This is a genomic window from Parageobacillus toebii NBRC 107807 (assembly GCF_003688615.2).
Taxonomy (GTDB): Bacteria; Bacillota; Bacilli; order Bacillales; family Anoxybacillaceae; genus Parageobacillus_B; species Parageobacillus_B toebii.
Genome location: NZ_CP049703.1, coordinates 2,682,761 through 2,708,546, shown reverse-complemented (window position 1 = coordinate 2,708,546; position 25,786 = coordinate 2,682,761). Strand labels below are relative to the sequence as shown.

The window sequence follows — 25,786 nt, the reverse complement described above, 5'->3', positions numbered from 1 at the left end:
TTTTATAAGCAATCTGTTCGAAAAGGAGTGATTGCGATGTTGAAAAAAATTATCAAAGCCATTTTCAAAGGAAGCATGTCGCATCATTATCATAAAGGCCATTACAGCAGCAGCGACCATTATCATAATTCAAAGGAGCATTATTCACATACCCATCCTTCCCACTACGGTTATAAGCATTATAAAAAGAAACACCATAGCGGCAGCTTCTTTTCAAGCTTTTTTGGGAGTTAACGATGCGTCTACCTTATTTTTTCTCTTCGTTTGCCTGCTTATTCGAACACCGGTATTGAAAAGTCATTCGACAAAACAAGAGCAATTTTGCTGAAGGAATCGACATCGCTTATCACTAATATTTTATGAAATAAATGGGTAAAAGGAGCGATGTCGAATGGTACGTCTATTAATGAAAAAAATGCTCCATGTAGAGCGTAAGTATGATATCACTATATTTCAAACCCCAAGTTTTGGGCAGACGAAAGGGTACAGACAAGTATACAGATTGACGATCAATGCGTCCAATCACCAAGAAGCATTATCATATCTTTATCGTATGTTTAACGTATCTGATTTAATGCCAAAAGATTACCAAGCACGTTTTATGAGTACAGGAGATATCGTCTTAATTGATGAAGGACTAAAGGGGCAAGTGTATTACAAACTATGTCCGGAAGGATGGAAAAAAATTAATCGCATTCATATTCGTTAGTATAAAAATTCTAAATATTCTGTTTGAAAAAGAAAAAATGATGATATAATGAAGAAAAAAGTCGAATAGTTTACGTAAATTTCGGGTATGGATAATAAAGGAAGGGAGGCGATCACTTGGAGCGAAAAAAGAATAGCCGCGAATTTCCGAAACTAGCGCCGGGAATGGATGATGAGAAGGAGCTTGACGAAAAAGCGACAAAAGAAGAGATTGCCCGGGGGGAATATACAAAAGTAGTTACTTTATCATTTGATGAAGTAGATCCTTCCACATAGAAACCCTTGTGTTACACAAGGGTTTCTAGATTATTTTTTCATATAAAACGGCTTTCATCATTGATTGCATTGTTATGAATCCGGGTTATCGTGATGACCCGGTCCGTTTTTTCTGCCTCCCGCGGCGGAGAATTCTTTCGCATGGGCGGCATCCTCAGCAATCAACGCTTCTTTTGGGATATGGTTATTCTTTTTTTGGCCGTTGATGCGGTTTCGGTGTTTTTTACCCATAAACAGCTTCCTCCTTCATTTATTGTATAACTAGAAAAGCCTGTGACTGGAGCGATTGGGTGAAGTGGAAAACGGTTTTGAACCGATCCGACAGGCGCTAAACAATAAGGAAGTGTTTGTCCATGATACTTACGGAACAGAGTGAGTGCCTGCACGCAGGTGTAGGAAAAACTCTAACGTCCGTCAAAATCTGCGACTTTTCTCATGCAAAGGTTCAATATTAGTTTGTACAGTTAAAAGCGATTTATTCGCGAAAGTTTTTGCAGTTAAATGATGATGGGGAAGGGGAAACGATGATGGCCGCACTTTTTGTTTCCTTGTTGCTTTGCGTAATATCTGCAGCCATTTTGTTATTTGTCAAAGAACAAATAGAACGAATATTTTTTCGTTGGAAAGACGTTCCTTTTTTACATGTGATGAACGTGCTTATTGCAGGGGGGATTGTGGCAACTTCTTATTATATGTTTAGCGATATTGACGTGCATTTGTCAAAAATGACATGGACAAAACAGTTTTTGTACGTTTATGCAGGAGCAATAGAATTATTTCTCCCTATGTATATACTCGGCTGTTGGTTTATTCGCAAACGAAAAGAACGGGAGAAAAAATATACACTGAGCAAAGATAAAAAAGTATTGTATATTAATGAAAAATATTTAGCGCGCCGCCGGGATGATTATCACTCAAAGACATCATAAACAAAGGGAGAATATTTCTCCCTTAAAACTTTGTTTTTTCTTTTTTCGAAGTAGACGGTTGATTACTCGAACGGGATGATGGATTTGTTTTATTCGCATATTCCACTGCTTGTTCCAATTTCTTTTTCATCCGTGTGATGCCTCCTTTCGAAAGTTGAGACGAATGTATACAGCAAAAGTGCCATGAATGTTGCCAAGGGGTATACTCAGTATGCCCGTAGCGATTATTTTTTACACATCACACTGATTGTGTGATATGATAAAAAGGGCATAAAACGTGGTGCCAAAGAAGATAGGATGAATAAAGGAGGTATACCGCTTGAGCATTCATATCGAAGCAAAACAAGGAGAAATTGCCGATAAAATTTTGCTGCCGGGTGATCCGCTTCGCGCCCAATATATCGCGGAAACGTTTTTAGAAGGAGCGACATGTTACAACCGCGTGCGCGGCATGCTTGGCTTTACTGGTACATATAAAGGCCATCGCATTTCCGTGCAAGGAACGGGAATGGGAGTTCCTTCAATTTCTATTTATGTCAATGAGTTAATCCAAAGCTATGGTGTACAAACATTAATTCGCGTCGGAACATGTGGAGCAATTCAAAAAGATGTGAACGTTCGTGATGTCATTTTAGCGATGAGCGCATCAACGGATTCGAATATGAACCGTTTGACTTTCCGCGGGCGGGATTATGCACCGACAGCGCATTTTGATTTGTTGCGGACTGCTTATGAAGTCGGTGTCGAAAAAGGGTTGAAGTTAAAAGTTGGCAACGTCTTTACCGCTGATATGTTTTATAATGACCAACCGGACTGGGAAACATGGGCGCGTTATGGCGTTTTGGCTGTCGAAATGGAAACGGCGGCGCTATATACGTTAGCGGCAAAATTTGGCCGAAAAGCGCTTTCTGTACTAACGGTAAGTGACCATATTTTAACAGGAGAAGAAACAACAGCCCAAGAACGGCAAACCACGTTTAACGAGATGATTGAAGTGGCGCTAGAAACGGCGATCCGTGTTGGATAATAGATGTTTAAGTTCAACGCGCGGCTATCGTATTTCATTGTCATTCGCATTTAATTATAGCCGCTTCTAACAGTCATTGCGATGAAGTGGTGCCAAATATAGCGAAACGGGATATGCTAGAACGTGGGCTTTCTGTCGTGTATAGATTCGGAAAAGGTGAAATAATGAAACAGCTGTTTCGATGGATGATTTTTGTATTGCTTTTTTTATTTAGCGGATGCAGTCAATGGAATGATTTTCCAGGGGAACATGAAAAAGCATCAGATAAAACGAATAAACATATAATCACTCATCATGAAAAGAAAGAAAATGAAACGCCAAAAAAAACCGGATGATTCTAAAGATCGTGAAGCGATAGATCCGGATCTATTGTTAGAACCGGAATATTGGAATATTGTTGAAGTGCAAAACGGCCAGAAAGTGATTATGAACCCAAGTAATATATTAGCGCTTGTGAATAAAGAACAATCGCTGCCAGCTGCATATAAGCCGAACGATTTAGTTGCACCGCGCGTTCCGTTTTCGTTTGCCGAAAAAAATGTGGACAAGCGGTATATGCGCGCCGAGGCAGCGAAAGCGCTCGAAGCGTTATTTGCCGCCGCTCGTAAAGAAGGAATCCAGCTTGTAGCCGTGTCTGGCTATCGTTCATATGAGCGCCAAAAAATGATATTTGCGGAAGAAGTAAAAGAAAAAGGAAAAGAGAGGGCGATTCATGCGGTCGCACTGCCGGGGCAGAGCGAACATCAAACTGGATTGGCAATGGATATAACAAGCCAAAGTGTTGGGTACAAATTGACGACTGCTTTTGGAGAAACAAAAGAAGGAAAATGGGTCGCCCTGCATGCGCATGAGTACGGATTTATTATTCGCTACCCAAAAGGAAAAGAAGCAATTACGGGATACCAATATGAGCCGTGGCATCTTCGGTATGTCGGCAAAAAAGCAGCAAAAGTGATGTTTGAAAGACAAATTACGTTAGAAGAGTATTTTAAAATCGTAAGGAAAATGTAAGGAGAAAACGCAAAAAGGCGAGATATAACCAAGACCAAATTTACGCCTTCTTTCATGTTGTAAAACATGAAAGAAGGCGTATTTTATTTTGGCTAAAACAAAAACGAAAAAATATACCCGCAATCATTCTGATAAACCTTTCACCATTGACGATGCCTGAAATTTCGTGATGATGTATAAAATTTTGTGTAAAGCATTTTGCTAGAACAAAAGAAAAAAGTAGGGTATTCTCTGATTTGGACCAAAAATCTTAGAGAAAGGAGTACCCTACCTATGTCTAAAAGAAGTATACCGAATGTCTACTGGGCAAATCAACTGGAAAGTGTCATTCGTCAGTTTGTAAAGGAAAAATTAGAGCTGATTATGTGGGAAGAAATCAAGAATTTCCTCGAAATCGAACAGGATGGAACGCCGAATAGGAGAAACGGCTACTATCAACGAAATCTAGATACGCAATATGGCCGGATTGAGGGTCTTTTGGTTCCAAGAGACCGAAACGGGGAATTTCAAACACAGTTGTTTGCCCCTTATCAACACCACACCGGCTGGCTGGAGGAAGCCATCATCAGGATGTATCAAAGTGGCATGAGCACACGGGAAATTGGCAAGTTTATTGAACGAATTTTAGGCAATGCCTATTCTCCTGCAACGATCAGCCGGATTACCGATGTAGTGAAGGAAGACATCGAGAAATGGCACACTCGTCCACTGCACAAGCGTTATTCCGTCTTATATTTGGATGGTTTATACGTAAAACTTCGTCGCGAAACCGTGGAGAAAGAAGTCATTTATGTGGTGTTAGGGGTGAACGAAGAAGGATATCGCGAAATTCTAGATTTCTTCGTGGGAGGACAAGAAAGCGCCTATGGATGGCGGGAGATTCTCCAACAGCTCTACAAAAGAGACGTCAAGGAAGTGCTTCTTGGCGTATTCGATGGACTACCGGGGCTGGAGGAAGCCTTTAAGGCGGTTTGTCCGAAAGCCGATGTGCAGCGTTGTGTCGTTCACAAAGTCCTCAACACGCTCCATCGTGTTCGGAAAAAAGACCAATTCGAAGTGGCCGAGGATCTCAAGCTGATTTATCGCGCGCCGAATAAGGAGATGGCGTTACAAATGTTTCAACAGTTTGAGTCGAAATGGTCCAGCAAATATCCAAGAGAAGTTCAATCTTGGGCCAATGAGTTGGATGTCCTCCTTACATTTATGGATGATCCAAGCAGTATTCGAAGTGTGATTTACACGACCAATGCCATCGAACGAACGATCAAGGAGATTCGGAAACGCCTAAAACCGATGAACAGTTTGAATAGTTTAGAAGCCGCTGAAAAAATCGTGTATTTGACCATTCAAGATTTTAATGAGAAATGGGCAGGGCGAAAGTTAAGAGGATTTGCCGAAGCACAGGAAGCCCTCGAGCGAATGTTTGAAGAACGTTATCATTAACCAAATACTGTAAATAAACAAAATAGGGGAATTCTCCCTTTCCACACAAGAGACTGAATATTCAGTCTCCTGTGTGGAGGAAATCAGTCCCCTATCAATTCAAATCCATTTCAGAGAAACCCTACCCCATTTACATTACACAAAATTCTTGACGGTACCTTCCTTCCCTTTACTGTATATTCTAATTTTATTTCTTTTTGGCTCTTCACCACAAAATGTACTTGACAATCAGGTTGTTTTCTGATCAAGGGTACAAAAAATGCGAAATTTCCTGTATGGTAAAGGTGACCAAACCATCAACCATGGAGGAAATTTCGCATGCAATCTCAGTTTATCAAAGATTTGATCACTTTACCAGGCTTTCTTATTCATGGAGAACGAAAAGAGGGAGAACGATGGATTTTTGAACTTTCCCTCCCTCCTCATTGTCCGATCTGCCCGACTTGCTTCGGACGGACAACCAAAATATCATCGAAACGAAAACAATGGATTCATGGCTATACCAATACGGTCGGTTTATTTTGGATTGAACTTCCCATAGAAAGACGGCGTTGCCAAGCCTGTTTTCTGACGTTCACCGTTTCTTATCCGGGACTTCCGTCTCACAGTATCGCGACGGAATCGTTTCAACATTGGGTCGCCCAGTTATGCATCGGAAAAACGATTCAAGAAGTCGCTCGCTTGTTACAACTCGCCTATACGACAGTAGAACGCTGGTTTTATCAATATGCCCCGGCTCTTTTACCAACATCGAATCCTACAGTAGTATGTGTGGATGAATTCGCTTTCCGAAAGGGACATGATTACGGAGTAGCGGTGATGGACACACAGACTCGGAATGTCCTTTCCATTGCTTTTGGAAAAAATGAAGAAGCCATTGTGGAGGCGCTTCAACCCGTCGCCTCCAAAGTGAAGTATGTTGTCAGCGACTTGGCTCCTGCCATGAGAAAAGCCATTGAAAAGGTATGTCCAAAAGCCATCCATGTTCTTGACCACTTCCATGTGATTCAGTTATTCACCGATGCACTGGAACGTTGTCGCAAATACCTTGCCAAAGGCGGAACCAAACATGGAAGCGTTCGCCGCGTGTGCCGATGGTTAAGCCAACGTCCAGAAAAATTAACAGAAGAAGAGAGACAGGAAGTTCGACAATGGTGCCAAGAAAGTGCTTATTTACGTGATGTCTATCAAGCACTTCAACATTTCCGTTACGTATCCAAAAGCCAAACAAGAAAGCAAGCCGAAACTCGTTTGACCCAATGGTTTGACCGGTACCTTTTTAGCGACTGTGCCGCCGTACGCAGTATTGCCAAGGCACTCATCATCCGAAGAGACGCAGTGCTTTCTTGCATCGTTTTTTCTTACTCAAATGGTCCAATGGAAGGAATCAACAACAAAATAAAATTGATCAAAAGGCGAGGATATGGGGATCGAAATATCCAGCGTTTTACTTTGCGTGTCCGTCTAGAGACCTCTATCACATTTTAACGTAAAAATCAAGTACATCTTTTGGTGATGAACCCTCTTTTTAGAATTTTATGAAAAAACAACCAAATATAATGTATAGTATTAAATATAAGACATTGATATCAAAGTGCTAAAAATTGTTTAACTGTACTTGATGTTACAGAGTAGATGGGCATTTTTATTTTCATTACTTTTACTTGTCAGTATAATGGATGGAAGGGGGTGCTAAAATGAAAAACATATGGAAAAAATGGTGGTTTTGGGCCATCCTTGTGGTTTTATTTATTATCGGAAGTGTGACTGGGAACAGCGACGATGAACAGAAAGCACAACCGATATCAAAACCAAAAGCTACGCAGGAAGAGAAGAAAGAGGGGGATACACAAGAAAAGCAGCAGGGAACAACTGATAAGCAGCAACAAACTAAAAAGGATATAGAACAGCAGATAAGCAACGAAACCTTTTTGACAAAAGACGAATTTAATAAACGGTTTAAGCTCGATCCTAACGAAAAACAGTATGAGAATGGAAAGTTTCAGTTGAAAGATGGTTCGACCATAAACGCGGATTACTTAACATATGGAGAATCCGAATTGTTTACATATGCTACAGCTACCTTTTATCAGGGGAATTTGGTTCATCTTCAAGTTGAAACCGACAAACCACTCGAAGAAATACTTAAAGGACTGGGAATAACGACTACAAAAGACACCAAAGTGGAAACCCAGAATTGGGGAGATACATTTGTACATGACATTACGCTTGATAAGACATTCGATGACTCTAATATTGCTGTTTTCCCAAACGAACAGGATTAATTTAAAGATTAGACCGTTTATCAGAAGCAGAAAGAAGTATCAAATTTAATATTGGGTGCGTTAATTCAAAAAGCGATTCATCCTTTTTATTGAGCTAAAGGGCATCAATAGTTGAATAAAGAATATTACGATAGTAAGGGGGGATAATATGAGCAAAAGTGACTTTAAAGCATTTCTGGGTGGAAAGGTAGATATTTTTTCTCGAGGCACTTTTCAGCAACTCACTTTTCTAATCATCTTTTCTCCCCTTTTCACAAGCATGTTTAAGGAAAAAGTTTTGCTTTATGCCATCTTTGTTTTATTAATTACAATCAGTAATTTGGGTGTTGAGTATTTTGCTATAACAAAAAAAGGTTCTAGTCCTAAAAATTATATAGGATTGTTTTTGTTAATTAGTCTCCCTATCAATATTATAATTTTGTTGATTTTTTATATCATGCCTTAATAAGTATTTTCAAAGTAATGACCCTATAATTTATCATTTTATAAAAAAACGCCTAGCAGAATGAAGTAATCCAAAAGAAAATACCTCCTGAATCGAATGTATAATTAAGATTATTCAAGTTCATTTCGAGCGCCCGCAGAGACTCCATGTCCAAAAGCGACAAGAGGTATGAAATTTTATACAGATAATTGTATATGCTTATTTGCCATTTAATACATTTTTTAATTGCCAAAAACACAATAAAGTTCAAGTAAATGTTGACGATTATCACATGAGTGGAATCATGCGAATGAAGCAGATGAAGAATGAAACTGCGCTTGAAAGAGTGCGGTTTTTAAAAGATATTCTTGATAAAACCAAAACTTAGATGATAGAATGAAGAAAAGATAACATGAAAGAAGGCTATTTTTCAATAATTTTATATGGTTATATCTTTTTACGTTACCAATATGAGCCTTGGCATCTTCGGTATGTCGGCAAAAAAGCAGCAAAAGTGATGTTTGAAAGACAAATTACGTTAGAAGAGTATTTTCAAATCGTAAGGAAAATGTAAGGAGAAAACGGCCTGCAACCATCGGCAGGCCGTTTTTTTACTTTCTGTTGCATCATACGCAGTAGTGGTTTGCCTTTACTCAAAAAAGTTACCCGAGTAAGAAAAAGTTTGTCCACATCTATACTCCTTCCAAAAGCCAACTTTGTTGCTATAGACTTACATGTTTTTATATTGGTACACTTATAAATGCAGAAAGGACAGCTAGGTTGGTGAAATGTGTGGAAACAAAAGGAAAAGCAGAATTAGGGGCTTGGGTCAGTATCGTTAGCTACATAATATTAGCGATAAGCAAACTCATCGTCGGTTCTATTGCTCATTCTGACGGCGTCAAAGCGGACGGATGGAATAATTTTAGCGATATTCTTGCTTCTGTCGCGATTTTAATTGGGATTAAAATTGCCAAAAAACCGCGTGACCGCAACCATCCGTATGGACATTCACGCGCGGAAAATATCTCATCATTAATTGCTGCGTTCATGATGATGTCCATCGGCATCGATGTGATCATTGAAGGAATTTCTTCCGTTTTTCAATCCGAAAAAGAAAGTGCTCCTGAGCCTTTCGCCGCATTTGTCGCTGTTGCATCTGCTCTTGTAATGATAGCCGTATATTATTTTAATGCACAGTTAGCGAAACGAACGAATAGTCAAGCGCTTGCTGCGGCCGCAAAAGACCATCTGTCCGATGCGCTTGTAAGCATTGGAACGGTCGTTGGAATTATTGGAGCGCAAGTTCGTCTATTGTGGCTTGATCCGCTTGTGGCTGCACTGATTGGAGGAATGATTTGTAAAACCGCTTGGGAAGTATTTATGGAAACGTCCCATACGTTAACCGATGGGTTTGACGAACATATGTTGACGACATACAAACAAGAAATCGCAGCCATTGATGGGGTAAAGAACGTTGCCGATATAAAAGCAAGAATGTTAGGCAGTTATGTCGTCCTTGATGTAACAATACATGTTGATCCAAATTTAACGGTGGTAAAAAGCCACGAAATTGCCGATGAAGTGGAACGCCTGATGAAAAAACGCCATAATATTGAAGCGACGCATGTCCATATCGAACCGGAAAGAACTCCTTAATCTGGGCATTTGCCCGGCCGTTATGATGGGCGGATGCATATAATGACGGTGAATCGTCAAAGAAGGCGCCCGCTATAAGCGGTGTTTACTCTTAAATGATGGTTGTTTGTGCTTGCCTTGGCCGTTATTTAACGAAAAAGGAGGAGATTATGATGTGGTATTATGATGGATATGCGCCGCATTACTATGGTTACGGTTATGGAGGCCGCTTTGGTTACAGCTTTTCATTTACTTTAATAGTTGTCTTATTTATTTTGCTGATTATTGTGTTAGCAGCAGTAAGATAAAGACGCCTGTTTACGGCAGGCGTTTTTTCTTGGAAAAAAACAGAAAACGAATTATAATAAATCAGTAAAATGAAAGCAATAAAATAAAAAGGGGATAGAGCATTGAGTCAAGCAAATGAAGAGAAAATCGGAATATGGTATACGGCGTTTTCTTATTTGTTGTGGGGAATTTTACCGCTCTATTGGAAGCTTTTGGAGTCTCGTCCTGCGATGGAAATTTTAGCACACCGCATTATTTGGTCGTTTTTCTTTATGGTTGTGCTGCTTATTGTAACGAGGCAAATAGCATCGTGGCGAAAACAGGTTTCGATGATGATGAAAAAGCCAAAATTAGCAGGAGGAATAATCGCAGCGGCTATACTAATCAGCGTGAATTGGTTTGTATACATATGGGCGGTTACCCATGGGCATGTGGTGGAAACAAGCTTAGGTTATTATATTAATCCACTCGTCAGCGTTGTATTAGGAGTGGTGGTGTTAAAAGAACGGCTTAATTTATGGCAATGGATTTCCTTTATTCTTGCGAGTATCGGAGTTTGTGTGATGACTTTTCAATACGGTACATTTCCATGGATTGCGTTAACGCTTGCTTTTTCTTTCGGGATTTATGGGCTGGTGAAAAAACTGGCAAGCGTTGATTCCGCGATTGGTTTAACAGTGGAAACGATGGTCGTCACACCGATTTCTTTCATCTATTTGTTTATTTTATATGATCATTCTTCACTGTTATCAACGCTCACTATTTGGCAATTGTTATTATTGATTGGTGCTGGTCCGGCAACTGCGGTTCCGCTCTTATATTTTGCAAAAGGAGCAAGACGGATTTCGCTTACCATGCTCGGATTTCTTCAATATATCGCTCCGACGTTAACGTTATTGTCTGGCATATTTTTGTTTCACGAAGCGTTTACGAAAGCGCACGTATATACGTTTAGCTGTATTTGGGTGGCGCTTGTCATTTTTTCTTTTTCTAAAACAAAATGGATGCAAGGATGGCATGATAAAATTATTAATCGTAACTCATTTGGCATATAGAAAACGGATCGATGATATCGGTCCGTTTTTTATTTTGCATTGTGTTGAACACCCATTTTTATAAAAATATCTAACCATTTGCCATCCAAATGAATAGTCTACTAGTACAAAAGTGAAGGAGGTGCTCATGATGGGTGCAGGTTACGGTGGAGGATTTGCGTTAATCGTTGTCTTGTTCATCTTGTTGATTATTGTTGGATGCGCATGTATTGGTGGTTGGGGGTACTAACCGCTCGTTAAATTTAACATAAGGAGGTGCATACTATGTCATTTGGTTATGGTTTTGGCGGCTGGGGCGGCTGCGGCTGCGGCTTCGGCCATGGCTTTGGCTATGGCGGGTTTGGTCAAGGCCGTAGTTTCGTGCTAATCGTCGTCTTGTTCATCTTGCTTATTATTGTCGGATCAGCATGGTTCTAATTGCCGGCTAGATAACACATGACAATCGGGAAGAAGCCGATCAACGGCTTCTTCCTCATTTTATTTTTACGAAAGACTTTTCGAGATCACCAATATAACGTTAGTGGTCGAGAATTACGCCGTCTGCGATGATTATTGTAAATAAGAAGAACGTGAACTAGAAAAAGCGAAAATATTGAAATAAGCATAAATGAAAAAGAGGCTTCCGCACAGCCTCTTTTTCATATGAACAAATCCGTTTCATTCTCTCTTCACCTTTCACAAATATAATAATGAAGAATGCCGGCTTTTTTTCATCCGTTTTCATTATGATGAACATGCTTGTAGCGGCGCTGGACATAGAGAAGGCGGAAAAAGAGGAATATCGCCCCAGAAGCTAATCCCGCAATCAGCCCAATCCAATATCCAAACGCTCCGAAAGAAGTGAAATTGGCAAGCGTATAACCGAATGGCAGCCCAATGCACCAATACGAAACGAAAGCGGCCCAAAATGTAGCGTTGACATCTTTATATCCTCTAAGCGCGCCTTGAATCGGAGCAGCTACGGCATCCGAAAATTGAAAGAAAATCGCATATAGTAAAAATTGCTCCGTCAAAAATAGCACATCTTGTTCGTTCGTATAAATTTTGGCAATATCCCCGCGGAAAAAATAAAGCAAAAGCGAAGTAACAATCGCTGTTGATACTGCCATTCCAATGCCGATAAAGCTATATTGTTTCGCATCTTGATAACGATTCGCTCCAACTTCAAAACCAACGGCGATCGTCAATGCTGTAGAGATGCTTAATGGGATCATATAAAGAAACGACGCGAAATTCATTGCGCTTTGATGAGCGGCGATCGTCGTTGTATGAAACTCGCTCATCAACAATGTGACAGCGGCGAAAATGCTCGTTTCAAAAAAAATCGCAAAACCGATCGGAAGCCCGATTTTTAATAGTTTTTTCCACGTAGCAAAAGAAATACGATAAAAACGCTCGAATAGGTTAAAGCGATCAAATCGCTGAAATCGGCGGACGATGATGACCGCTATAAAAAACGAATACCAATATGTGATCGTCGTTGCATAACCAGAGCCGACACCGCCGAGCTTCGGAAAGCCAAATTTTCCATAAATGAGTAAGTAGTTAAACAAAATGTTAATAGGAAGTGCCGTTAATGTGATAAACATCGTAATTTTCGTCTGGCCAAGCGCATCAATAAAACAGCGCAGAACGTAATAAAGAAATAACGGGATTATGCCAAATGAAAGGGCGATTAAATAATCATAAGCAACTTGTTGTACTTCTGCTTCTAAATTCATGTGATTCAAAATCGGATTTAAGGCGGCGGCACCGCCAGCGATGATGGCTAGGGAGATCACAATCGCTAAATACATCGTTTGGATCACCACATGTGGAATTTGCTCGTACCGCTTTGCTCCGAAATGTTGAGCGACAATTGGCGTCAGAGCGAGTAAAATGCCGCTCATTCCTGTAAAAATCGGAACCCACAAACTTGATCCAATCGCGACTCCTGCTAAATCACTTGAACTGGCATGTCCTGACATCGTAACGTCAGCAAAGTTCATCGCATATTGACCAACTTGAGTAATAAAAACGGGTAGAAAAATATGAAGCAGCTGTATGATTTTCTCTTTGTGTGTCATCGTTTGCTGCATCAAAACCGCCTCTTTTCCAATAAAGTTGCACTATCCATATAGATTACGAAAAAAATCGGAAAGAAACAATCATTTTGTTTTTAATAACGATTATATTATTTAGTCACACATTGTTCTAAATGCAAAATTGGAATGATCGCAATAAAAGATATACAGGAAAGAAGCTGTCCTAGCTGATAAGGACAGCTTCTAGTTTCAGCAGTTTTCCAATGGCAGTTCGATAAGAAAACAAGTTCCATTGTCTCCGCTTTCGACTTTCATCGTTCCTTTATGCAGTTCGATGATTTTGCGCGATAGCGGCAGCCCAAGTCCAGTCCCAGTTTCTTTCGTAGAGAAAAATGGATCAAAAATATGGCCAATAATCGTTGGGGGAATCCCAGGCCCATCGTCGCAAAATCGAATTTGGACAATATTGTTGTATAATTTCGTCGAAATAGTGACATGCATTGTCTTTTTCACTTTTGCCTCGACCGCATTGCGAAATAAATTTAAAAACACTTGTAATAACTGGCTTTTATCCACTTTTATCACACAATTGTCGAGGCGTTCGTCTAAATCAAAATGAATATTTACATTATGTAACAAAGCTTCGCTCTGTAACAACATCCCTAAATCTTCTTGAATAAAACGATGAATAATCATTTTTTCCATTTTAATATTCGCTGGTTTGGCGATACTTAAAAAGTCGGTAATGATGCTGTTGGCGCGGTCAAGTTCAGGAATGAGAAGACGATCAATAAGAGAAACAATTTGATCTGGAAGTTCGCCTTTTAAAAATTGTAAATATCCACGAACAGTAGTAAGCGGATTGCGAATTTCATGGGCAATTCCCGCAGCGATACGACCAGCCACCGCCAGTTTTTCCGTTTCTTTCATCATGGTTAATGATTGAAATGTGCTAATCACTCGTTTGATGGAACCATCATTGTTATAAAGGAAACGTGTATTAATAATTCCATAAAAACGGTCGAATACTTCGCGATTATAAATCGGCTCCTTTTTTTTAATGGATTGCAGCGTTACGATGAGTTCATCGGGCAGCTGCAATAGTTCACGAATATGCTTTCCGATGATGGAATCACGATCTACCCCGGTATCAATTGCCGTTTGCAAGTTGCAAAGTGTAATGATGCCGTTTCCATCAACAAATACGATATGATGGGGAACAAGGTCGAAAATCGGTGTTAAAAACTTTTCAACCTTCTCAAATAGAACGTCATGATTTAGATCAATATCCAATTGTAGATCAGTGTCTTTTTTGGAAGAAGCGGGAATGGACTGAATCGTTGGTGAAATGTTTCCACGCTTCTTTTCTAATTTCATTCCTTCTTTATAATCCGTGTAGGTGAATGAAAAGGGAATTTGTTTTATTAAATTTTGATAAAACCGCGTTTCTTGTTCCAATTGTTTTACGCGTTGTTTTAACTTTTCATAAGATAAGTCCATACTTCCAGTACCCCTTGAGAAAACGTTCATTAGTTATTGTACAAAAAGGTGTTCGTTTTGACTAGCAGTGATGTAATGAGCCGTATAGCCTCTTTGTATTTGCGGTGATTGTGTTTGCTGTCGCTTTGATGTCTTGATGATAAAAGGAAGCGACCGCCTTAAGCGAATGATGTAACAGCAATGGAGATGTGGGAACATCGGCAAATGGCCCGTCAAATGGCCATGGTCCGTCCGTCTCTAAAAGCAATTGTTTGATTGGCACACGGGACAAAAGTTTTTGGTCCCGCGTGCGATAACAAACTTCAGGAGTGATTGAAATAAAGTAGCCGCATGCTACAATTCTCTCAATGATCGCCGGCTCCGCTTTCAACCAGTGAAAGTGAGCCTTTTTTATCTTATTTTTCTGCAATATATGTAAAGCAGTTGAAGCTTTGTCGTAAACAGCGTGTATTGCTAGCGGTAATGAGGCCGCAGCAGCAGTACGAACGATTTGTTCAAAGAAATCGCGATAATCAGAAAATCGTAAAACAGCTTCAGCAGAATAATAAGGAAGACCGACTTCTCCAATAGCAGAAAGATGTGGGCGTTCGATCTGAAGAAGACGAAGCCACTCTTCCCATTCTAATGATGATGGAAGAGGCTGTTCGGGATGAAACCCAATCGCCGCATAAATGAAATCAGGAAATTTTTGTTTTAGTTCGAGCGTCCGATAGCTGGAACGAAGATCGGTCGAAACGGCCACTACCGCGGCAATTCCTGCTTCTTGCCATTTTTTTATCTCTTCTTCGATATCGCTATATTGATCTAAATGAAGGTGGGCATCAATCACTAGCAATCACCTTTGTTATTTCCGTTTCTAATAAGCGAATAAATGTGTGCATGTCATGGAGCGAAGAAAATGTTGCTTGTGCTTGACGATCACTTCCTCCTCCTTTTCCATTCACTGCTTCTAGCTTTTGCTTCAACCATTGGCCGACGTGCAGCGAAAGGGAAGGAGCTTTGACGATGACGATGCGATGCTCCAACAAAGTCGCTAAAACGGCCGTTTTATGGTAACGATTTGCAATTGTGTTGGCAATTGCTTGCAAATCTTTTAACGTATATTGCTCATAGATGTGAATGATCACCTTTTCTGCTTGCTGTGCCGCTTTCTCTGCTTCGATATCGTACATCACTTCTTTACATTGTTGCAACTGTTTTTGTAGTTCTTTCTTTTCGTCCTCCCATTTTGCAAGCACGTCTAACAGCATATCCCGGTTTGTTCCAAATTGTTGGGAAACGGTAGTAAGAATACGATGGGAAATGCGATAATCGCCAAGAGCGCGTTTGCCGCAAACAAATGACAGGCGCGTCATTCCGCGATGACGTTCTGTTTTCAGCAGCTTAATGATCCCGATTTCTCCTGTACGCGATACATGAGTTCCGCAGCAGGCTGAGACATCGACTCCTTTGATTTCGACGACGCGAATATTCCCTTCGATATCGGGAAACTTCCGAAACGGAATTGTGTGTGCTTCTTCTTTTGTCACATAGTACGTTTCTACAGGAATATTGGCGTAAATAAGTTCGTTGGCGCGATTTTCAATGGCGGTGAGCGCTTGCTCGGATAAAGAAGGAATGTTTAAATCAATCGTTACTACATCAGTGCCCATATGAAAACCGACCGTATGGGCGTCAAAAAGCTCTATGCAAACAGCGGATAATAAATGTTGCCCGCTATGTTGTTGGGTATGGTCGAGACGGCGAGCCGCATCGATTTGGCAATGAACGGTGGATGTTTTAGGCAAGGAAGGGAGACGATGATACACTTCCTCGTTTTCTTCAAATACTTCTAATACACGCATTCCTTCAATCGTTCCGCAATCGGAAGGCTGTCCGCCGCCTTCTGGATAAAATGCCGTTTCTGCTAATGTGACAATATATGTATCTCCATCTTCACGAGCACTTGTGATTGTCGTTGTCCATTCGCTTGTCGCTGGAGAAGTGTAATATAATTTCACGGTCATCGTTCTTCGTCCTTTCCAAGATTGTCTGCTTTTATCTTACCAATTTTTATCGTGGCTGCCTACTTTTATATAGTTTTTACCATGCATAAAATGTTTTCCTGAAAGAGATGAAAAAATATTTCACAATCGAAATAGTGGGATAAAATTTCATGAACAAACAAGGGGATGGGCTGTTGATTATTTAGATAAAGAAACAATCATTTATGTTATTAAACTATGTTCTAAATAATCAATATGAAAAAGAGGGAGCTTCCCTCTTAAGACGAAACTTGCTGTGACTGTTTTGCAAAAACATGATAAAGGATCAACGCGAAACAGGATAATACAATACCTGCTAAGTATGGAAGTTCGATCATTGTTGTAAACATCTGTCCGGCAATTGGAGGTCCGATGATGCGCCCAAGGGAGTCAAACGAAGAAAGCAATCCGGTAGCACGCCCTTGGCCGCTTGATATATGTTTAGTGACTAGCGAGGATACACAAGGGCGGATGACACCGTTTCCGATGCCAAAAATCGATAAAAATATAGCGGCGGTCAGGAAGTTGTGAACGAATAAAATGAGGGCAAATCCAACGGCTGATACAATGATTCCGCCTTGAATGACGCGGCCTTCACCAAATTTTTGAATTAGTTTTCCAATGAGCCCTCCTTGGACAATCGCACTTGCAAGCCCCATAATCATAAAAATATAGCCTAATTGCGAGGAATATAATTCTGCGCGTTTTGCTGCGTAGTAAGCGAATGTTGCTTCTAGCCCAGCCAATGAAAAAGTAATAAGCCATTGAAGAAGGTACAGAAATAAAAGCGGCCCTTTTAGTATGTACCATATCGGTTCTTTTGTTTTTAAAGTTGCCGGTTGTTTTTCTTTTGTCAATGATTCTTTCAAAAAAAGAAGCACGAGACATGCGGTAACAGCGGATAGTGTTCCTGAGATAAAGAAAGGAATATGCAAATTTATTTTCGAAAAAATGCCGCCAATCGCAGGACCAAAAATAAATCCAAGACCGGTAGCGGCGCCGATAGCCCCCATTGCTTTTCCACGTTCTTGCGGTGTCGTGACGTCAGCAACGTAAGCCATTGCGGTAGGAATCGTAGCTGCTGATAGCATCCCGCCGATAATACGGGCGATAAATAACATCGTAAGTGTTTTTGACACGGCAAACAAAAAGAACGAGAGCGACAATCCGGCGATGCCGATGAATAAAATTGGTTTTCGCCCGTAACGGTCGGATATCTGGCCCCAAAATGGAGCGAATAATAGTTGCATCAAAGAGTACGTTGCCATTAGCAGTCCTAATTGCGTAGGAGTGGCACCCACTTCTTCTGCTAAAAAGGGAAGAACCGGGATGATAATGCCAAAACCAGACATCACCAAAAACATAACGGCAAATAAAAGAGAAAGAAAATTAGCCTTTTTCATATTGTTACCTCCGATCGTTCATACTTCTTTATCATAATGAAGTTTATGGGAATTTGCAAAACATTCTAGGAGGAAACGCACGAGAAACATCCTAACATTGCATCATATTATTGGAGAGATAGGATTTGCCTCGATTAGGAACGCATTGGGCAGATTTTTAATTTCTGTATTGGGGTGATGGATGGAGTCAGTATATTCGGCTTGCTTGCGTCATGATTAGGATTTCCTTTCTTTTTATAGCACATTTAAAAAAAGATGAAAAGTTATATTGGGGTATAGTTTGTAGACAAACTACTGTTTTATGTATAATTATCAGGGGCAACTTTGAAATGAATGATAGCTAGGTGATGAAAACGATGTTAACATTGAACGATGTTTTAGAGGCAAGGGAAAAAATGAAAGGGATTGTTCATCAAACTCCGCTTGAGCATTCCCAAACATTTACTAATCTTTCTGGCAATGAAGTATACATGAAGCTCGAAAATTTGCAAAAGACGGGATCGTTTAAAGTGCGGGGATCATTTAATAAAATTATGTCGTTAAGCGAAGAGGAACGAAAGCGTGGGGTGATTGCCGCTTCAGCTGGAAACCATGCTCAAGGGGTCGCCTACTCCAGCGGCATGATCGGTATTCCATGTACGATCGTCATGCCCAAAGGAGCGCCGTTAAGCAAAGTGGAAGCAACGAAAGGTTATGGAGCGGAAGTTATTTTACATGGAGACGTATTTGACGAATCGCTTGAGTATGCGTTCGAATTGCAGCGGCAGCGAGGAGCGACGTTTGTTCATCCGTTTGATGATTTAGCGGTCATGGCAGGCCAGGGAACGATTGGCTTAGAAATTATCGAACAGCTCCCGGATGTCGATGTTGTCCTATGTCCGGTTGGGGGCGGCGGACTTCTTGCCGGATTGGCATTTACATTAAAACAGTTGAAACCATCGATTCAAGTATATGGAGTCGAATCGTCTGCTTGTCCTGGAATGACGGCGGCGCTCCGTCATAAAAAGCCAATAACCATTACTTCTTCTGATACGATTGCCGATGGCATCGCGGTGAAAAAACCAGGAAATATTACGTATCAATATATTGAAAAATATGTCGACGGCGTCGTCTGTGTCGAGGAAGCGGAAATTTCTCGAACGATGCTATATTTATTAGAACGTAACAAGCTGCTGGTCGAAGGTTCTGCGGCGTGTCCGCTTGCGGCGCTATTGTATCAAAAATTTCCATTTACTAGAAAAAAAGTTGTCACCATATTAAGTGGGGGCAATGTCGATGTCACCCTCATTTCACGAATCATTGAACGCGGGCTCGTCGAATCTGGACGGTTTGTGACATTTACGACTGTTATCTCCGATAAGCCTGGCCAGCTCAATAAACTGTTGCGAATTATCGCCGAATTGGAAGCAAACGTTATGTCGATTCACCATCAGCGCATCGGAGCAAAAGTGTTGCCGGGTCAAGCAGAAATTCATTTCTCTCTTGAAACAAAAAATCAAGATCATATCCAGCAAATTCATCAAGTATTATTGAAAGAAGGATATGACGTCGAGTTTCTCCAATAACATCAAGGGATGGCGCAGGCACGCCATCCCATCTTGCTTTTTAATGAACGTTTGGCATATCTCGCAGTTTTGTTTGTCCGATTCCATCGTGTGCCATTTTCGCTTTTAGGCTTTCAAGAATGTAAAGCCCCACCATCCCCATTAATTCCTCATCGGTCATTTCTTGAATGAGCTGCAGCAAATCATTGCGGTCGAGCTCTTCCAAAATCGACATCGTCATCACTTCCGCATCTTCTTCATCGCCTGTGAGTCGGTTTTTATAGTATTCATATAGCTCGTCAACAAATTTCATTCGTTTTTCCTCCATCTGTTTCGTTTATCATCAGTTTGCATAAAATTTATGTATATGATGATTGACTAATTTTGGTTCAGTATAGTATGATAGTAAAAATTTAAAAAAGGGGGAGAGATGATTCGGCGTCTAACAAAGCATGACCATGACCAGCTTTTTTCGTTTCTGCAAAAAGAACCATCGTTTAATTTATTTATTATCGGTGACATCGAATCGTTTGGATATGATACCGACTTTCAAGAAATTTGGGGAGAATTGGACGAAACAGGCAATCTAAAAGCAGTGCTGCTTCGGTATTATAATTCTTTTATTCCGTATGCGCAAGGAGATTTTGACGTCGAAGGGTTTGCCACGCTGATTCAGCAAACGAATGTTTTTCCTTTCATACTTTCCGGCAAGTCGTCCATCGTGGAGCGGTTTGAACAATGGCTGACGTTGGGAAATAAGCGTGTCATGTATTTTTGTGAATGCGATACGGATGAATACGCAAACGAATACGCGAACCAAATGGATTACTCTATAGAAATTAAAAAGGCCACGCTGGAGGACGTAGATCGCATTATCAAGCTGCGGCAACGCATCGCTGAATTCGCCACTGTCCCAAGAACGAGAGAGAGCCTTGCAAAAAGTTTAGAGACAAAGACAGGAAGAACGTATTACATTGAGCAAGATGGTAATATGGTCGCTTCTGCGTCCACGACGGCAGAAAATTCGCTATCCGCGATGATTGTCGGCGTCTGTACCGATGAGGCGCATCGACAAAAAGGGTATGCGAGCGCCATCATGACAAAGTTGATTCAAGATTTGATTTCGGAAGGGAAAACATTATGTTTGTTTTATGATAATCCGCAAGCAGGCAGCATTTATAAACGCCTTGGTTTTCGCGATATCGGTACATGGACGATGTATCTCTAGAAAAGGCGGGTTTACTTGACTAAGAAGTAGACCCACCTTTCATGGTTATTGCCCGTCCGCTCCGTTTGGCGTAACCCGGCGAATATGCTGGTCGCCTTTTTCTCTCATCGCCTTTGCCTCGTCGTTAACAAGCTGTTTTTGGTCGACCAACGATGATGGAGTTTGTTTTTTGTTTGCTATATTGATCACCTCATTTGTGATGATTTTGCTCGTTGAATAAACATTTCGGCATCCTCAATTAATCCACATGCGCCGCATTGCACGCGATAGCTTGGGCCGCGGTAAGGAAGATGGAACGGTTCTAACGCATCGTTTGTATATTCTTGTTCAATTTCACCGGTTTGCGGATTCAGTTTTACCGCTTTGGGCTGCTGCTCGATTAAATGAAAGCGCGTTCGGTTCGTTTTACAGTTTGGACATAGCATCGGTTCCAAATGAAACCACCTCCCACCCTTATTTTTTTGAAAAGCTGCCGTGATTATGTATGAAATGGTGAAAAAATATTCCATATGCCATGGAGGAATCACATACAAATATAGCGCGCATAGTAGTGGATAAAATAGCTGGGTTTTATTGGAGAGCACAACATAGCGCAATGCCTTTCTGGGAAGTAAAGAAAAATTCCCCAGCACTAAAGCTGGAGAATTTTATAACGAACAAAAAAATGTATTCCAATATTTTGCTTGACTGATTGCTCGTTCATCACGAAGCACATCGCCAGGGGCGTTTCCTTCTCCAATCACATAGCCGATATATTCAATTCCCATAAATTGAAAAATGTATTGAAACTGCTGAATGAGCGGGAGACCTTTGATATATGGATTGTCACCGCCGCAAATGATGACAAAGGCTTTTTTCTTTTTCATTTCCTCTTTAAAAGAAAAACGCGTATCTCGCAAACTTTGTGACCAGCGATCGATAAATTGCTTCATATGCCCGCTCATTCCATACCAATAGATTGGCGTCGCAAATATAAGCACGTCATGCTGGCGAACGAGTTCAATTATTTGATCATAATCGTCGGCAACTGTCGTAAATCCTTCTGGATCATGGCGTTTGTCGACAATCGGCTGAATCAAAAAGTCTCTTATATTGATACGGGTGGAGGAGACTCCTTCCAAAATAACGTCTGTCAGCTGTTCGGTATTTCCGTTTTCTCTTGAGCTGCCATTTAACACTAAAATTTTTGCCATCGTATCCATCCTTTCTTTTCCAATCATATGATGATGATAAACGACAGTTGACATTTCCAGCAACCATTCCGTATTTTATAATTAAATGAAATTAATAGGTAAAAAATATTTTATTTTTTCAGAAAATAGTGGTAATATAAAAGCAAAGGAGACTTTCCATGGCAGAAAAAACGTTAAGAGATCGAATTATCGATACTGCTCTTCATCTATTTGAAAAATACGGCTATCATGGTGTGACGGTTGATCGGATTGTGACGGAAAGCAACACGTCTAAAGGTGGTTTTTATCATAACTTCAAGTCAAAAGACGAGCTTCTTTATCACATTCATGACGTATTTATTACCTATGTGTTGAATAAAGCGCAAGAAGCGTACGAAAACTACACCACTTCGACAGAACGCTTATATGCAATTATTCAGTCATTTGTAAAAGTGTTTCATTTATATAAGCCACATATTACTGTTTTTTACCAAGAAAGCACGTATTTAAAACCGGAATATTCCGAGAAAATCAACCGAAAACGCGATGAGTTTAAGGAAGTGATTTTCCGCGTTATCCGCGAAGGAATAGAAGCTGGGGAGTTTCGTTCCGAGTTATCGGTAGAGATTACGGGAATGTCCATTATCGGCATGGTGAACTGGACATACAAATGGTATAACCCAGACGGTCCGATGACCATCGAACAAATCGCAAACTACTTTGCTGATTTTATCTTGCATTCCATTTTGACGGAAGAAGCAAAGCGGCGTCCACAAATATCGAACTTTTTCATCAAGCCGTTTTCCGGTTCATTTTCAAAATAAAATTTTTTAAAAAATGAGAAAAAGGTCAACGCTTTTTCATACACAAATCAAACCAACTAGTCGGTCTTAATGGTTAAGTGTTTTATTTCCTCTTTAAAAACCGACTAGTCGGTTCAAAGATAAATCTATGAAATGGGGGAGAGAAGATGAATTTTGAACTAACAAAAGAACAACAAATGATTAAAGAAATGGTTCGTGAGTTTGCGGAGAAGGAAATTGCACCAAACGCGGCGAAATGGGATAAAGAAGCGTATTTCCCTGTTGAAGTTTTTAAGAAGATGGGCGAGTTAGGACTTTTAGGAATTCCGTTTCCGGAAGAATATGGCGGCGCCGGCGGAGATACGATTTCATATGCGATAGCCGTAGAAGAAATCGGCCGCGCGTGCGGCGGGACTGGATTAAGTTATGCTGCTGCGGTTTCCCTAGGAGCAAGTCCGATTTATTACTTCGGCACGGAAGAACAAAAACAAAAATGGCTTGTACCGATGGCAAAAGGAGAAACGTTGGGCGCATTTGGGCTAACTGAACCAAATGCTGGGTCTGATGCGGGAGGAACGCGGACGACAGCGGTATTGGATGGCGATGAGTATGTCATCAATGGAGAAAAATGCTGGATCACAAATGCAGAATACGCACGACAAGTCATTGTTACCGCCGTGACAGGAAAAGACGAACGGGGCAAAAACATCATTTCCGCGATTATCGTACCAACGGACACTCCAGGATTTACGATCCGTTCAAACTATGACAAAATGGGCGTCCGCGCCTCGAACACGTGCGAATTAGTGTTTGAAAACGTACGTGTGCCAAAAGAAAATGTACTCGGAGATCCGAAAAAAGGCTTTAAGCAATTTTTATATACGCTGGATGGCGGACGCATTTCCATTGCTGCGCTAGCGGTTGGCATTGCCCAAGCGGCATTTGAGAAAGCGCTTCAATATGCGAAGGAGCGTGTCCAATTTGGTCAGACTATTTCAAAATTTCAAGCAATACAATTCAAGCTTGCTGATATGGCGATGGAAATTGAGCTGGCGCGCAATATGGTGTATAAGGCAGCTTGGTTAAAAGACCAAGGGAAACCGTTTACAAAAGAAGCGTCATTCGCAAAACTGTTCGCTTCGGAAATGGGATTCCGCGTTTGCAACCAAGCCATTCAAATTCACGGAGGCTATGGGTATATGAAAGAGTACGGAGTCGAGCGCCATTTACGAGACATCAAACTGATGGAAATCGGAGAAGGTACGTCAGAAATTCAACGTCTTGTTATTGCCCGTCAACTTGGATGCTAAATACCGGGAAATGCGCATAAGGTAGAAATGAACTTGTACGAAAGGGAGGAGACGGTTTATGTTGACGGTCACGGTGGGGAAGTTGTTGGAAGAAAAAGCAAAGCTGCATCCAGATCATGAAGCGGTGGTGTACGCAGACCGCGGCTTAAGAATGACGTACAAACAATTTGATGATTATTGCCGTCTTGTTGCGCGAGGATTCATGAGGCTGGGAATCGAAAAAGGAGAACATGTTGCGATTTGGGCGACCAATGTGCCGGAATGGCTTGCATGTCAGTTTGCCACAGGAAAAATGGGCGCAGTGCTTGTCACGGTAAATACGAATTACCGTGCGGCAGAGCTGGAATATTTATTAAAACAGTCTGATTCTACAACCCTTCTTTTGATTGAACAATATCGCGATTCCTCCTACATCGATATCCTTTACGAAATTGTTCCGGAGTTGCGTGAATGCGCACCTGGGCAATTACAGTCAAAACGGCTTCCAAAATTGAAAAACGTTATCGTGATCGGTGATAAGCGTTACCCAGGTATGTATACGTGGAACGATATTCTCGCAATGGCGCATGAGGTGACGGAAGAACAACTCGATGAACGGATGAACTCGCTTGATCCGCATGATGTCATCAACATGCAATACACCTCAGGAACAACAGGATTCCCAAAAGGAGTTATGCTCACCCACTACAATATTGTCAACAACGCTTATAACATCGCGCAATGTATGAAGCTGACAAAAGAAGACCGGCTTTGCATTCCAGTGCCATTTTTCCACTGCTTCGGATGCGTGCTCGGTACATTGGCGTGCGTCTCGGTCGGCGCGACGATGGTGCCGATTCAGGAATTCAATCCAAAACAAGTGCTTCAAACGGTCCAAGACGAAAAATGCACCGCACTGCACGGGGTGCCGACGATGTTTATTGCGGAATTAAACGACCCTGATTTTGAAAAATACGATTTATCATCGCTTCGGACTGGAATTATGGCTGGCTCACCTTGCCCGATTGAAGTAATGAAAGCGGTCATGGAGAAAATGGGGGCGAAGGAAATTACGATCGCATACGGGCAAACGGAGTCATCGCCGGTTATTACGCAAACGAGAACAGACGACCCGATTCACCTTCGTGTCGAAACAGTCGGACGTGCGCTTCCAAATGTGGAAGTAAAAATTGTCGAGCCTGGGACAAATAAAGAAGTGCCGCCAGGTGTGCAAGGAGAATTGTGCACGCGCGGTTACCATGTAATGAAAGGCTATTACAAAAATCCAGAAGCAACGAAAGAAGTCATTGATGAAGACGGATGGCTGCATACCGGCGATTTAGCGGTGATGGATGAAAACGGATATTGCCGCATCACCGGCCGTCTAAAAGACATGATTATTCGTGGTGGAGAAAACATTTATCCGCGCGAAATCGAAGAGTTTTTATACCAACATCCAAAAATTTTGGACGTTCAAGTCGTTGGTGTACCAGATGAAAAATACGGTGAAGAAGTGATGGCATGGATTATTTTGAAAGAAGGGGAAACAGCGACGGCGGAAGAAATTCGCGAGTTTTGCCGCGGAAAAATTTCCCGTCATAAAATTCCGCGCTATATCGAATTTACTGATTCGTATCCAATGACAGCTTCTGGAAAAATCCAAAAATTCAAATTGCGGGAAATGGCGAAGCAGCGTCTTAGATTAACCAATTAAA

31 protein-coding genes and 1 pseudogene are annotated in these 25,786 nt (G+C 41.1%); 22 read left to right on the top strand and 10 right to left on the bottom strand.

Features of this window, described 5'->3' with window-relative positions; all coding sequences use genetic code 11:
• Window positions 1–36: 36 nt before the first annotated feature.
• The 3 genes from DER53_RS13800 to DER53_RS13790 all read left to right on the top strand — a co-directional run bounded on the left by DER53_RS13800 (window position 37) and on the right by DER53_RS13790 (window position 984).
• A complete protein-coding gene (locus tag DER53_RS13800) occupies window positions 37–234 on the top strand; it encodes a hypothetical protein (RefSeq protein WP_062755957.1) in 198 nt (65 codons plus the stop codon).
• 157 nt (window positions 235–391) lie between these two features.
• Window positions 392–709: a YodL domain-containing protein gene (locus DER53_RS13795; protein WP_062677717.1), complete on the top strand. Its 318-nt coding sequence runs from the start codon at window positions 392–394 to the stop codon at window positions 707–709.
• A gap of 116 nt (window positions 710–825) precedes the next feature.
• Window positions 826–984 carry a hypothetical protein gene (locus DER53_RS13790; RefSeq protein ID WP_015864043.1) on the top strand — a complete coding sequence of 53 codons (159 nt, stop codon included), beginning with the start codon at window positions 826–828 and terminating at the stop codon, window positions 982–984.
• A gap of 72 nt (window positions 985–1,056) precedes the next feature.
• Here DER53_RS13790 and DER53_RS13785 read toward each other — a convergent pair whose 3' ends face one another.
• Window positions 1,057–1,215: a hypothetical protein gene (locus DER53_RS13785; RefSeq protein ID WP_015864042.1), complete on the bottom strand. Its 159-nt coding sequence runs from the start codon at window positions 1,213–1,215 to the stop codon at window positions 1,057–1,059.
• A gap of 296 nt (window positions 1,216–1,511) precedes the next feature.
• Between DER53_RS13785 and DER53_RS13780 the strand changes: the two genes are divergently transcribed.
• The 14 genes and pseudogenes from DER53_RS13780 (at window position 1,512) to DER53_RS17610 (ending at window position 11,501) form a co-directional block, all read left to right on the top strand.
• Window positions 1,512–1,913, top strand: a complete 402-nt coding sequence (locus DER53_RS13780) for a hypothetical protein (RefSeq protein WP_041269682.1) — start codon at window positions 1,512–1,514, stop codon at window positions 1,911–1,913.
• Between the two features lie 319 nt (window positions 1,914–2,232).
• Window positions 2,233–2,940 (top strand): purine-nucleoside phosphorylase, encoded by a 708-nt coding sequence (gene deoD / locus DER53_RS13775; RefSeq protein WP_015864038.1) that lies wholly within the window; start codon window positions 2,233–2,235, stop codon window positions 2,938–2,940.
• A 164-nt stretch (window positions 2,941–3,104) separates the two neighbouring features.
• Entirely contained in the window at window positions 3,105–3,275 is a 171-nt protein-coding gene (locus DER53_RS17460; RefSeq protein ID WP_244319604.1) for a hypothetical protein, read from the top strand.
• Window positions 3,250–3,951, top strand: coding sequence for a M15 family metallopeptidase (locus DER53_RS13770; protein WP_280117280.1), 702 nt, complete (start codon window positions 3,250–3,252; stop codon window positions 3,949–3,951). The genes DER53_RS17460 and DER53_RS13770 overlap by 26 nt, the downstream gene beginning before the upstream one ends.
• Before the next feature lie 273 nt (window positions 3,952–4,224).
• A complete protein-coding gene (locus tag DER53_RS13765; RefSeq protein WP_062755953.1) occupies window positions 4,225–5,394 on the top strand; it encodes an IS256 family transposase in 1,170 nt (389 codons plus the stop codon).
• Window positions 5,395–5,712: 318 nt separating this feature from the next.
• Window positions 5,713–6,882 carry an ISL3 family transposase gene (locus DER53_RS13760; RefSeq protein WP_121910055.1) on the top strand — a complete coding sequence of 390 codons (1,170 nt, stop codon included), beginning with the start codon at window positions 5,713–5,715 and terminating at the stop codon, window positions 6,880–6,882.
• A 209-nt stretch (window positions 6,883–7,091) separates the two neighbouring features.
• Window positions 7,092–7,679 (top strand): hypothetical protein, encoded by a 588-nt coding sequence (locus DER53_RS13755; protein ID WP_062754769.1) that lies wholly within the window; start codon window positions 7,092–7,094, stop codon window positions 7,677–7,679.
• A gap of 148 nt (window positions 7,680–7,827) precedes the next feature.
• Complete coding sequence (locus DER53_RS13750) at window positions 7,828–8,124, top strand: hypothetical protein (protein WP_062754767.1); 297 nt, start codon at window positions 7,828–7,830, stop codon at window positions 8,122–8,124.
• Between the two features lie 442 nt (window positions 8,125–8,566).
• A pseudogene (locus tag DER53_RS13745) lies at window positions 8,567–8,677 on the top strand (D-alanyl-D-alanine carboxypeptidase family protein); the annotation flags it as partial.
• 206 nt (window positions 8,678–8,883) lie between these two features.
• Window positions 8,884–9,762: a cation diffusion facilitator family transporter gene (locus DER53_RS13740; protein ID WP_062677715.1), complete on the top strand. Its 879-nt coding sequence runs from the start codon at window positions 8,884–8,886 to the stop codon at window positions 9,760–9,762.
• Window positions 9,763–9,914: 152 nt separating this feature from the next.
• Window positions 9,915–10,049, top strand: coding sequence for a sporulation protein YjcZ (gene yjcZ / locus DER53_RS13735; RefSeq protein WP_121910054.1), 135 nt, complete (start codon window positions 9,915–9,917; stop codon window positions 10,047–10,049).
• Between the two features lie 102 nt (window positions 10,050–10,151).
• Entirely contained in the window at window positions 10,152–11,084 is a 933-nt protein-coding gene (gene rarD / locus DER53_RS13730) for an EamA family transporter RarD (RefSeq protein ID WP_062754765.1), read from the top strand.
• Between the two features lie 130 nt (window positions 11,085–11,214).
• Window positions 11,215–11,313 carry a YjcZ family sporulation protein gene (locus DER53_RS13725; RefSeq protein WP_073967981.1) on the top strand — a complete coding sequence of 33 codons (99 nt, stop codon included), beginning with the start codon at window positions 11,215–11,217 and terminating at the stop codon, window positions 11,311–11,313.
• A 35-nt stretch (window positions 11,314–11,348) separates the two neighbouring features.
• Window positions 11,349–11,501, top strand: coding sequence for a YjcZ family sporulation protein (locus DER53_RS17610; protein WP_062754763.1), 153 nt, complete (start codon window positions 11,349–11,351; stop codon window positions 11,499–11,501).
• A gap of 293 nt (window positions 11,502–11,794) precedes the next feature.
• On the opposite strand, the gene DER53_RS13715 is transcribed toward DER53_RS17610, so the two are convergent.
• The 5 genes from DER53_RS13715 to DER53_RS13695 form a co-directional block, all read right to left on the bottom strand.
• Window positions 11,795–13,162, bottom strand: coding sequence for an MATE family efflux transporter (locus tag DER53_RS13715; RefSeq protein ID WP_062677712.1), 1,368 nt, complete (start codon window positions 13,160–13,162; stop codon window positions 11,795–11,797).
• A gap of 195 nt (window positions 13,163–13,357) precedes the next feature.
• On the bottom strand, window positions 13,358–14,608 hold the full coding sequence (locus tag DER53_RS13710; RefSeq protein WP_062754761.1) for a two-component system sensor histidine kinase NtrB: 1,251 nt from the start codon (window positions 14,606–14,608) through the stop codon (window positions 13,358–13,360).
• A 61-nt stretch (window positions 14,609–14,669) separates the two neighbouring features.
• The gene (locus DER53_RS13705; protein WP_062754759.1) at window positions 14,670–15,437 is read right to left on the bottom strand and encodes a TatD family hydrolase; all 768 of its coding nucleotides are present in this window, start codon (window positions 15,435–15,437) and stop codon (window positions 14,670–14,672) included.
• Window positions 15,430–16,614, bottom strand: coding sequence for an alanyl-tRNA editing protein (locus DER53_RS13700; protein WP_062754757.1), 1,185 nt, complete (start codon window positions 16,612–16,614; stop codon window positions 15,430–15,432). Before DER53_RS13700 ends, DER53_RS13705 begins: the two co-directional genes overlap by 8 nt.
• A gap of 257 nt (window positions 16,615–16,871) precedes the next feature.
• Entirely contained in the window at window positions 16,872–18,035 is a 1,164-nt protein-coding gene (locus DER53_RS13695; protein WP_062754755.1) for an MFS transporter, read from the bottom strand.
• A 356-nt stretch (window positions 18,036–18,391) separates the two neighbouring features.
• On the opposite strand from DER53_RS13695, the gene ilvA reads away from it, so the two are divergent.
• Entirely contained in the window at window positions 18,392–19,600 is a 1,209-nt protein-coding gene (gene ilvA / locus DER53_RS13690) for a threonine ammonia-lyase (protein WP_015864028.1), read from the top strand.
• A 40-nt stretch (window positions 19,601–19,640) separates the two neighbouring features.
• Here ilvA and DER53_RS13685 read toward each other — a convergent pair whose 3' ends face one another.
• The gene (locus tag DER53_RS13685; protein ID WP_062754754.1) at window positions 19,641–19,892 is read right to left on the bottom strand and encodes a DUF6154 family protein; all 252 of its coding nucleotides are present in this window, start codon (window positions 19,890–19,892) and stop codon (window positions 19,641–19,643) included.
• Between the two features lie 117 nt (window positions 19,893–20,009).
• On the opposite strand from DER53_RS13685, the gene DER53_RS13680 reads away from it, so the two are divergent.
• Window positions 20,010–20,807, top strand: a complete 798-nt coding sequence (locus DER53_RS13680) for a GNAT family N-acetyltransferase (protein WP_062754752.1) — start codon at window positions 20,010–20,012, stop codon at window positions 20,805–20,807.
• Window positions 20,808–20,852: 45 nt separating this feature from the next.
• On the opposite strand, the gene DER53_RS13675 is transcribed toward DER53_RS13680, so the two are convergent.
• The 3 genes from DER53_RS13675 to DER53_RS13665 form a co-directional block, all read right to left on the bottom strand.
• Entirely contained in the window at window positions 20,853–20,996 is a 144-nt protein-coding gene (locus DER53_RS13675) for a hypothetical protein (protein ID WP_156482442.1), read from the bottom strand.
• Window positions 20,993–21,241 carry a hypothetical protein gene (locus DER53_RS13670; RefSeq protein WP_015864024.1) on the bottom strand — a complete coding sequence of 83 codons (249 nt, stop codon included), beginning with the start codon at window positions 21,239–21,241 and terminating at the stop codon, window positions 20,993–20,995. The genes DER53_RS13675 and DER53_RS13670 overlap by 4 nt, the downstream gene beginning before the upstream one ends.
• 213 nt (window positions 21,242–21,454) lie before the next feature.
• The gene (locus DER53_RS13665; RefSeq protein WP_062754787.1) at window positions 21,455–22,000 is read right to left on the bottom strand and encodes a flavodoxin family protein; all 546 of its coding nucleotides are present in this window, start codon (window positions 21,998–22,000) and stop codon (window positions 21,455–21,457) included.
• A gap of 158 nt (window positions 22,001–22,158) precedes the next feature.
• On the opposite strand from DER53_RS13665, the gene DER53_RS13660 reads away from it, so the two are divergent.
• The 3 genes from DER53_RS13660 to DER53_RS13650 all read left to right on the top strand — a co-directional run bounded on the left by DER53_RS13660 (window position 22,159) and on the right by DER53_RS13650 (window position 25,785).
• On the top strand, window positions 22,159–22,803 hold the full coding sequence (locus DER53_RS13660; protein WP_015864022.1) for a TetR/AcrR family transcriptional regulator: 645 nt from the start codon (window positions 22,159–22,161) through the stop codon (window positions 22,801–22,803).
• A gap of 146 nt (window positions 22,804–22,949) precedes the next feature.
• Window positions 22,950–24,092 carry an acyl-CoA dehydrogenase gene (locus tag DER53_RS13655; RefSeq protein ID WP_015864021.1) on the top strand — a complete coding sequence of 381 codons (1,143 nt, stop codon included), beginning with the start codon at window positions 22,950–22,952 and terminating at the stop codon, window positions 24,090–24,092.
• Window positions 24,093–24,150: 58 nt separating this feature from the next.
• Window positions 24,151–25,785: an AMP-binding protein gene (locus DER53_RS13650; RefSeq protein WP_062754750.1), complete on the top strand. Its 1,635-nt coding sequence runs from the start codon at window positions 24,151–24,153 to the stop codon at window positions 25,783–25,785.
• The last annotated feature ends 1 nt before the right edge of the window (window position 25,786 follow it).

Coding starts and splice junctions, on each gene's coding strand:
- DER53_RS13800 (WP_062755957.1), top strand. CDS start 37: ATGTTGAAAAAAATTATCAAAGCCATTTTCAAAGGAAGCATGTCGCAT.
- DER53_RS13795 (WP_062677717.1), top strand. CDS start 392: ATGGTACGTCTATTAATGAAAAAAATGCTCCATGTAGAGCGTAAGTAT.
- DER53_RS13785 (WP_015864042.1), bottom strand. CDS start 1,215: ATGGGTAAAAAACACCGAAACCGCATCAACGGCCAAAAAAAGAATAAC.
- DER53_RS13780 (WP_041269682.1), top strand. CDS start 1,512: ATGGCCGCACTTTTTGTTTCCTTGTTGCTTTGCGTAATATCTGCAGCC.
- DER53_RS17460 (WP_244319604.1), top strand. CDS start 3,105: ATGAAACAGCTGTTTCGATGGATGATTTTTGTATTGCTTTTTTTATTT.
- DER53_RS13770 (WP_280117280.1), top strand. CDS start 3,250: ATGAAACGCCAAAAAAAACCGGATGATTCTAAAGATCGTGAAGCGATA.
- DER53_RS13765 (WP_062755953.1), top strand. CDS start 4,225: ATGTCTAAAAGAAGTATACCGAATGTCTACTGGGCAAATCAACTGGAA.
- DER53_RS13760 (WP_121910055.1), top strand. CDS start 5,713: ATGCAATCTCAGTTTATCAAAGATTTGATCACTTTACCAGGCTTTCTT.
- DER53_RS13755 (WP_062754769.1), top strand. CDS start 7,092: ATGAAAAACATATGGAAAAAATGGTGGTTTTGGGCCATCCTTGTGGTT.
- DER53_RS13750 (WP_062754767.1), top strand. CDS start 7,828: ATGAGCAAAAGTGACTTTAAAGCATTTCTGGGTGGAAAGGTAGATATT.
- yjcZ (WP_121910054.1), top strand. CDS start 9,915: ATGTGGTATTATGATGGATATGCGCCGCATTACTATGGTTACGGTTAT.
- DER53_RS13725 (WP_073967981.1), top strand. CDS start 11,215: ATGGGTGCAGGTTACGGTGGAGGATTTGCGTTAATCGTTGTCTTGTTC.
- DER53_RS17610 (WP_062754763.1), top strand. CDS start 11,349: ATGTCATTTGGTTATGGTTTTGGCGGCTGGGGCGGCTGCGGCTGCGGC.
- DER53_RS13715 (WP_062677712.1), bottom strand. CDS start 13,162: ATGCAGCAAACGATGACACACAAAGAGAAAATCATACAGCTGCTTCAT.
- DER53_RS13710 (WP_062754761.1), bottom strand. CDS start 14,608: ATGGACTTATCTTATGAAAAGTTAAAACAACGCGTAAAACAATTGGAA.
- DER53_RS13700 (WP_062754757.1), bottom strand. CDS start 16,614: ATGACCGTGAAATTATATTACACTTCTCCAGCGACAAGCGAATGGACA.
- DER53_RS13695 (WP_062754755.1), bottom strand. CDS start 18,035: ATGAAAAAGGCTAATTTTCTTTCTCTTTTATTTGCCGTTATGTTTTTG.
- ilvA (WP_015864028.1), top strand. CDS start 18,392: ATGTTAACATTGAACGATGTTTTAGAGGCAAGGGAAAAAATGAAAGGG.
- DER53_RS13685 (WP_062754754.1), bottom strand. CDS start 19,892: ATGAAATTTGTTGACGAGCTATATGAATACTATAAAAACCGACTCACA.
- DER53_RS13680 (WP_062754752.1), top strand. CDS start 20,010: ATGATTCGGCGTCTAACAAAGCATGACCATGACCAGCTTTTTTCGTTT.
- DER53_RS13665 (WP_062754787.1), bottom strand. CDS start 22,000: ATGGCAAAAATTTTAGTGTTAAATGGCAGCTCAAGAGAAAACGGAAAT.
- DER53_RS13660 (WP_015864022.1), top strand. CDS start 22,159: ATGGCAGAAAAAACGTTAAGAGATCGAATTATCGATACTGCTCTTCAT.
- DER53_RS13655 (WP_015864021.1), top strand. CDS start 22,950: ATGAATTTTGAACTAACAAAAGAACAACAAATGATTAAAGAAATGGTT.
- DER53_RS13650 (WP_062754750.1), top strand. CDS start 24,151: ATGTTGACGGTCACGGTGGGGAAGTTGTTGGAAGAAAAAGCAAAGCTG.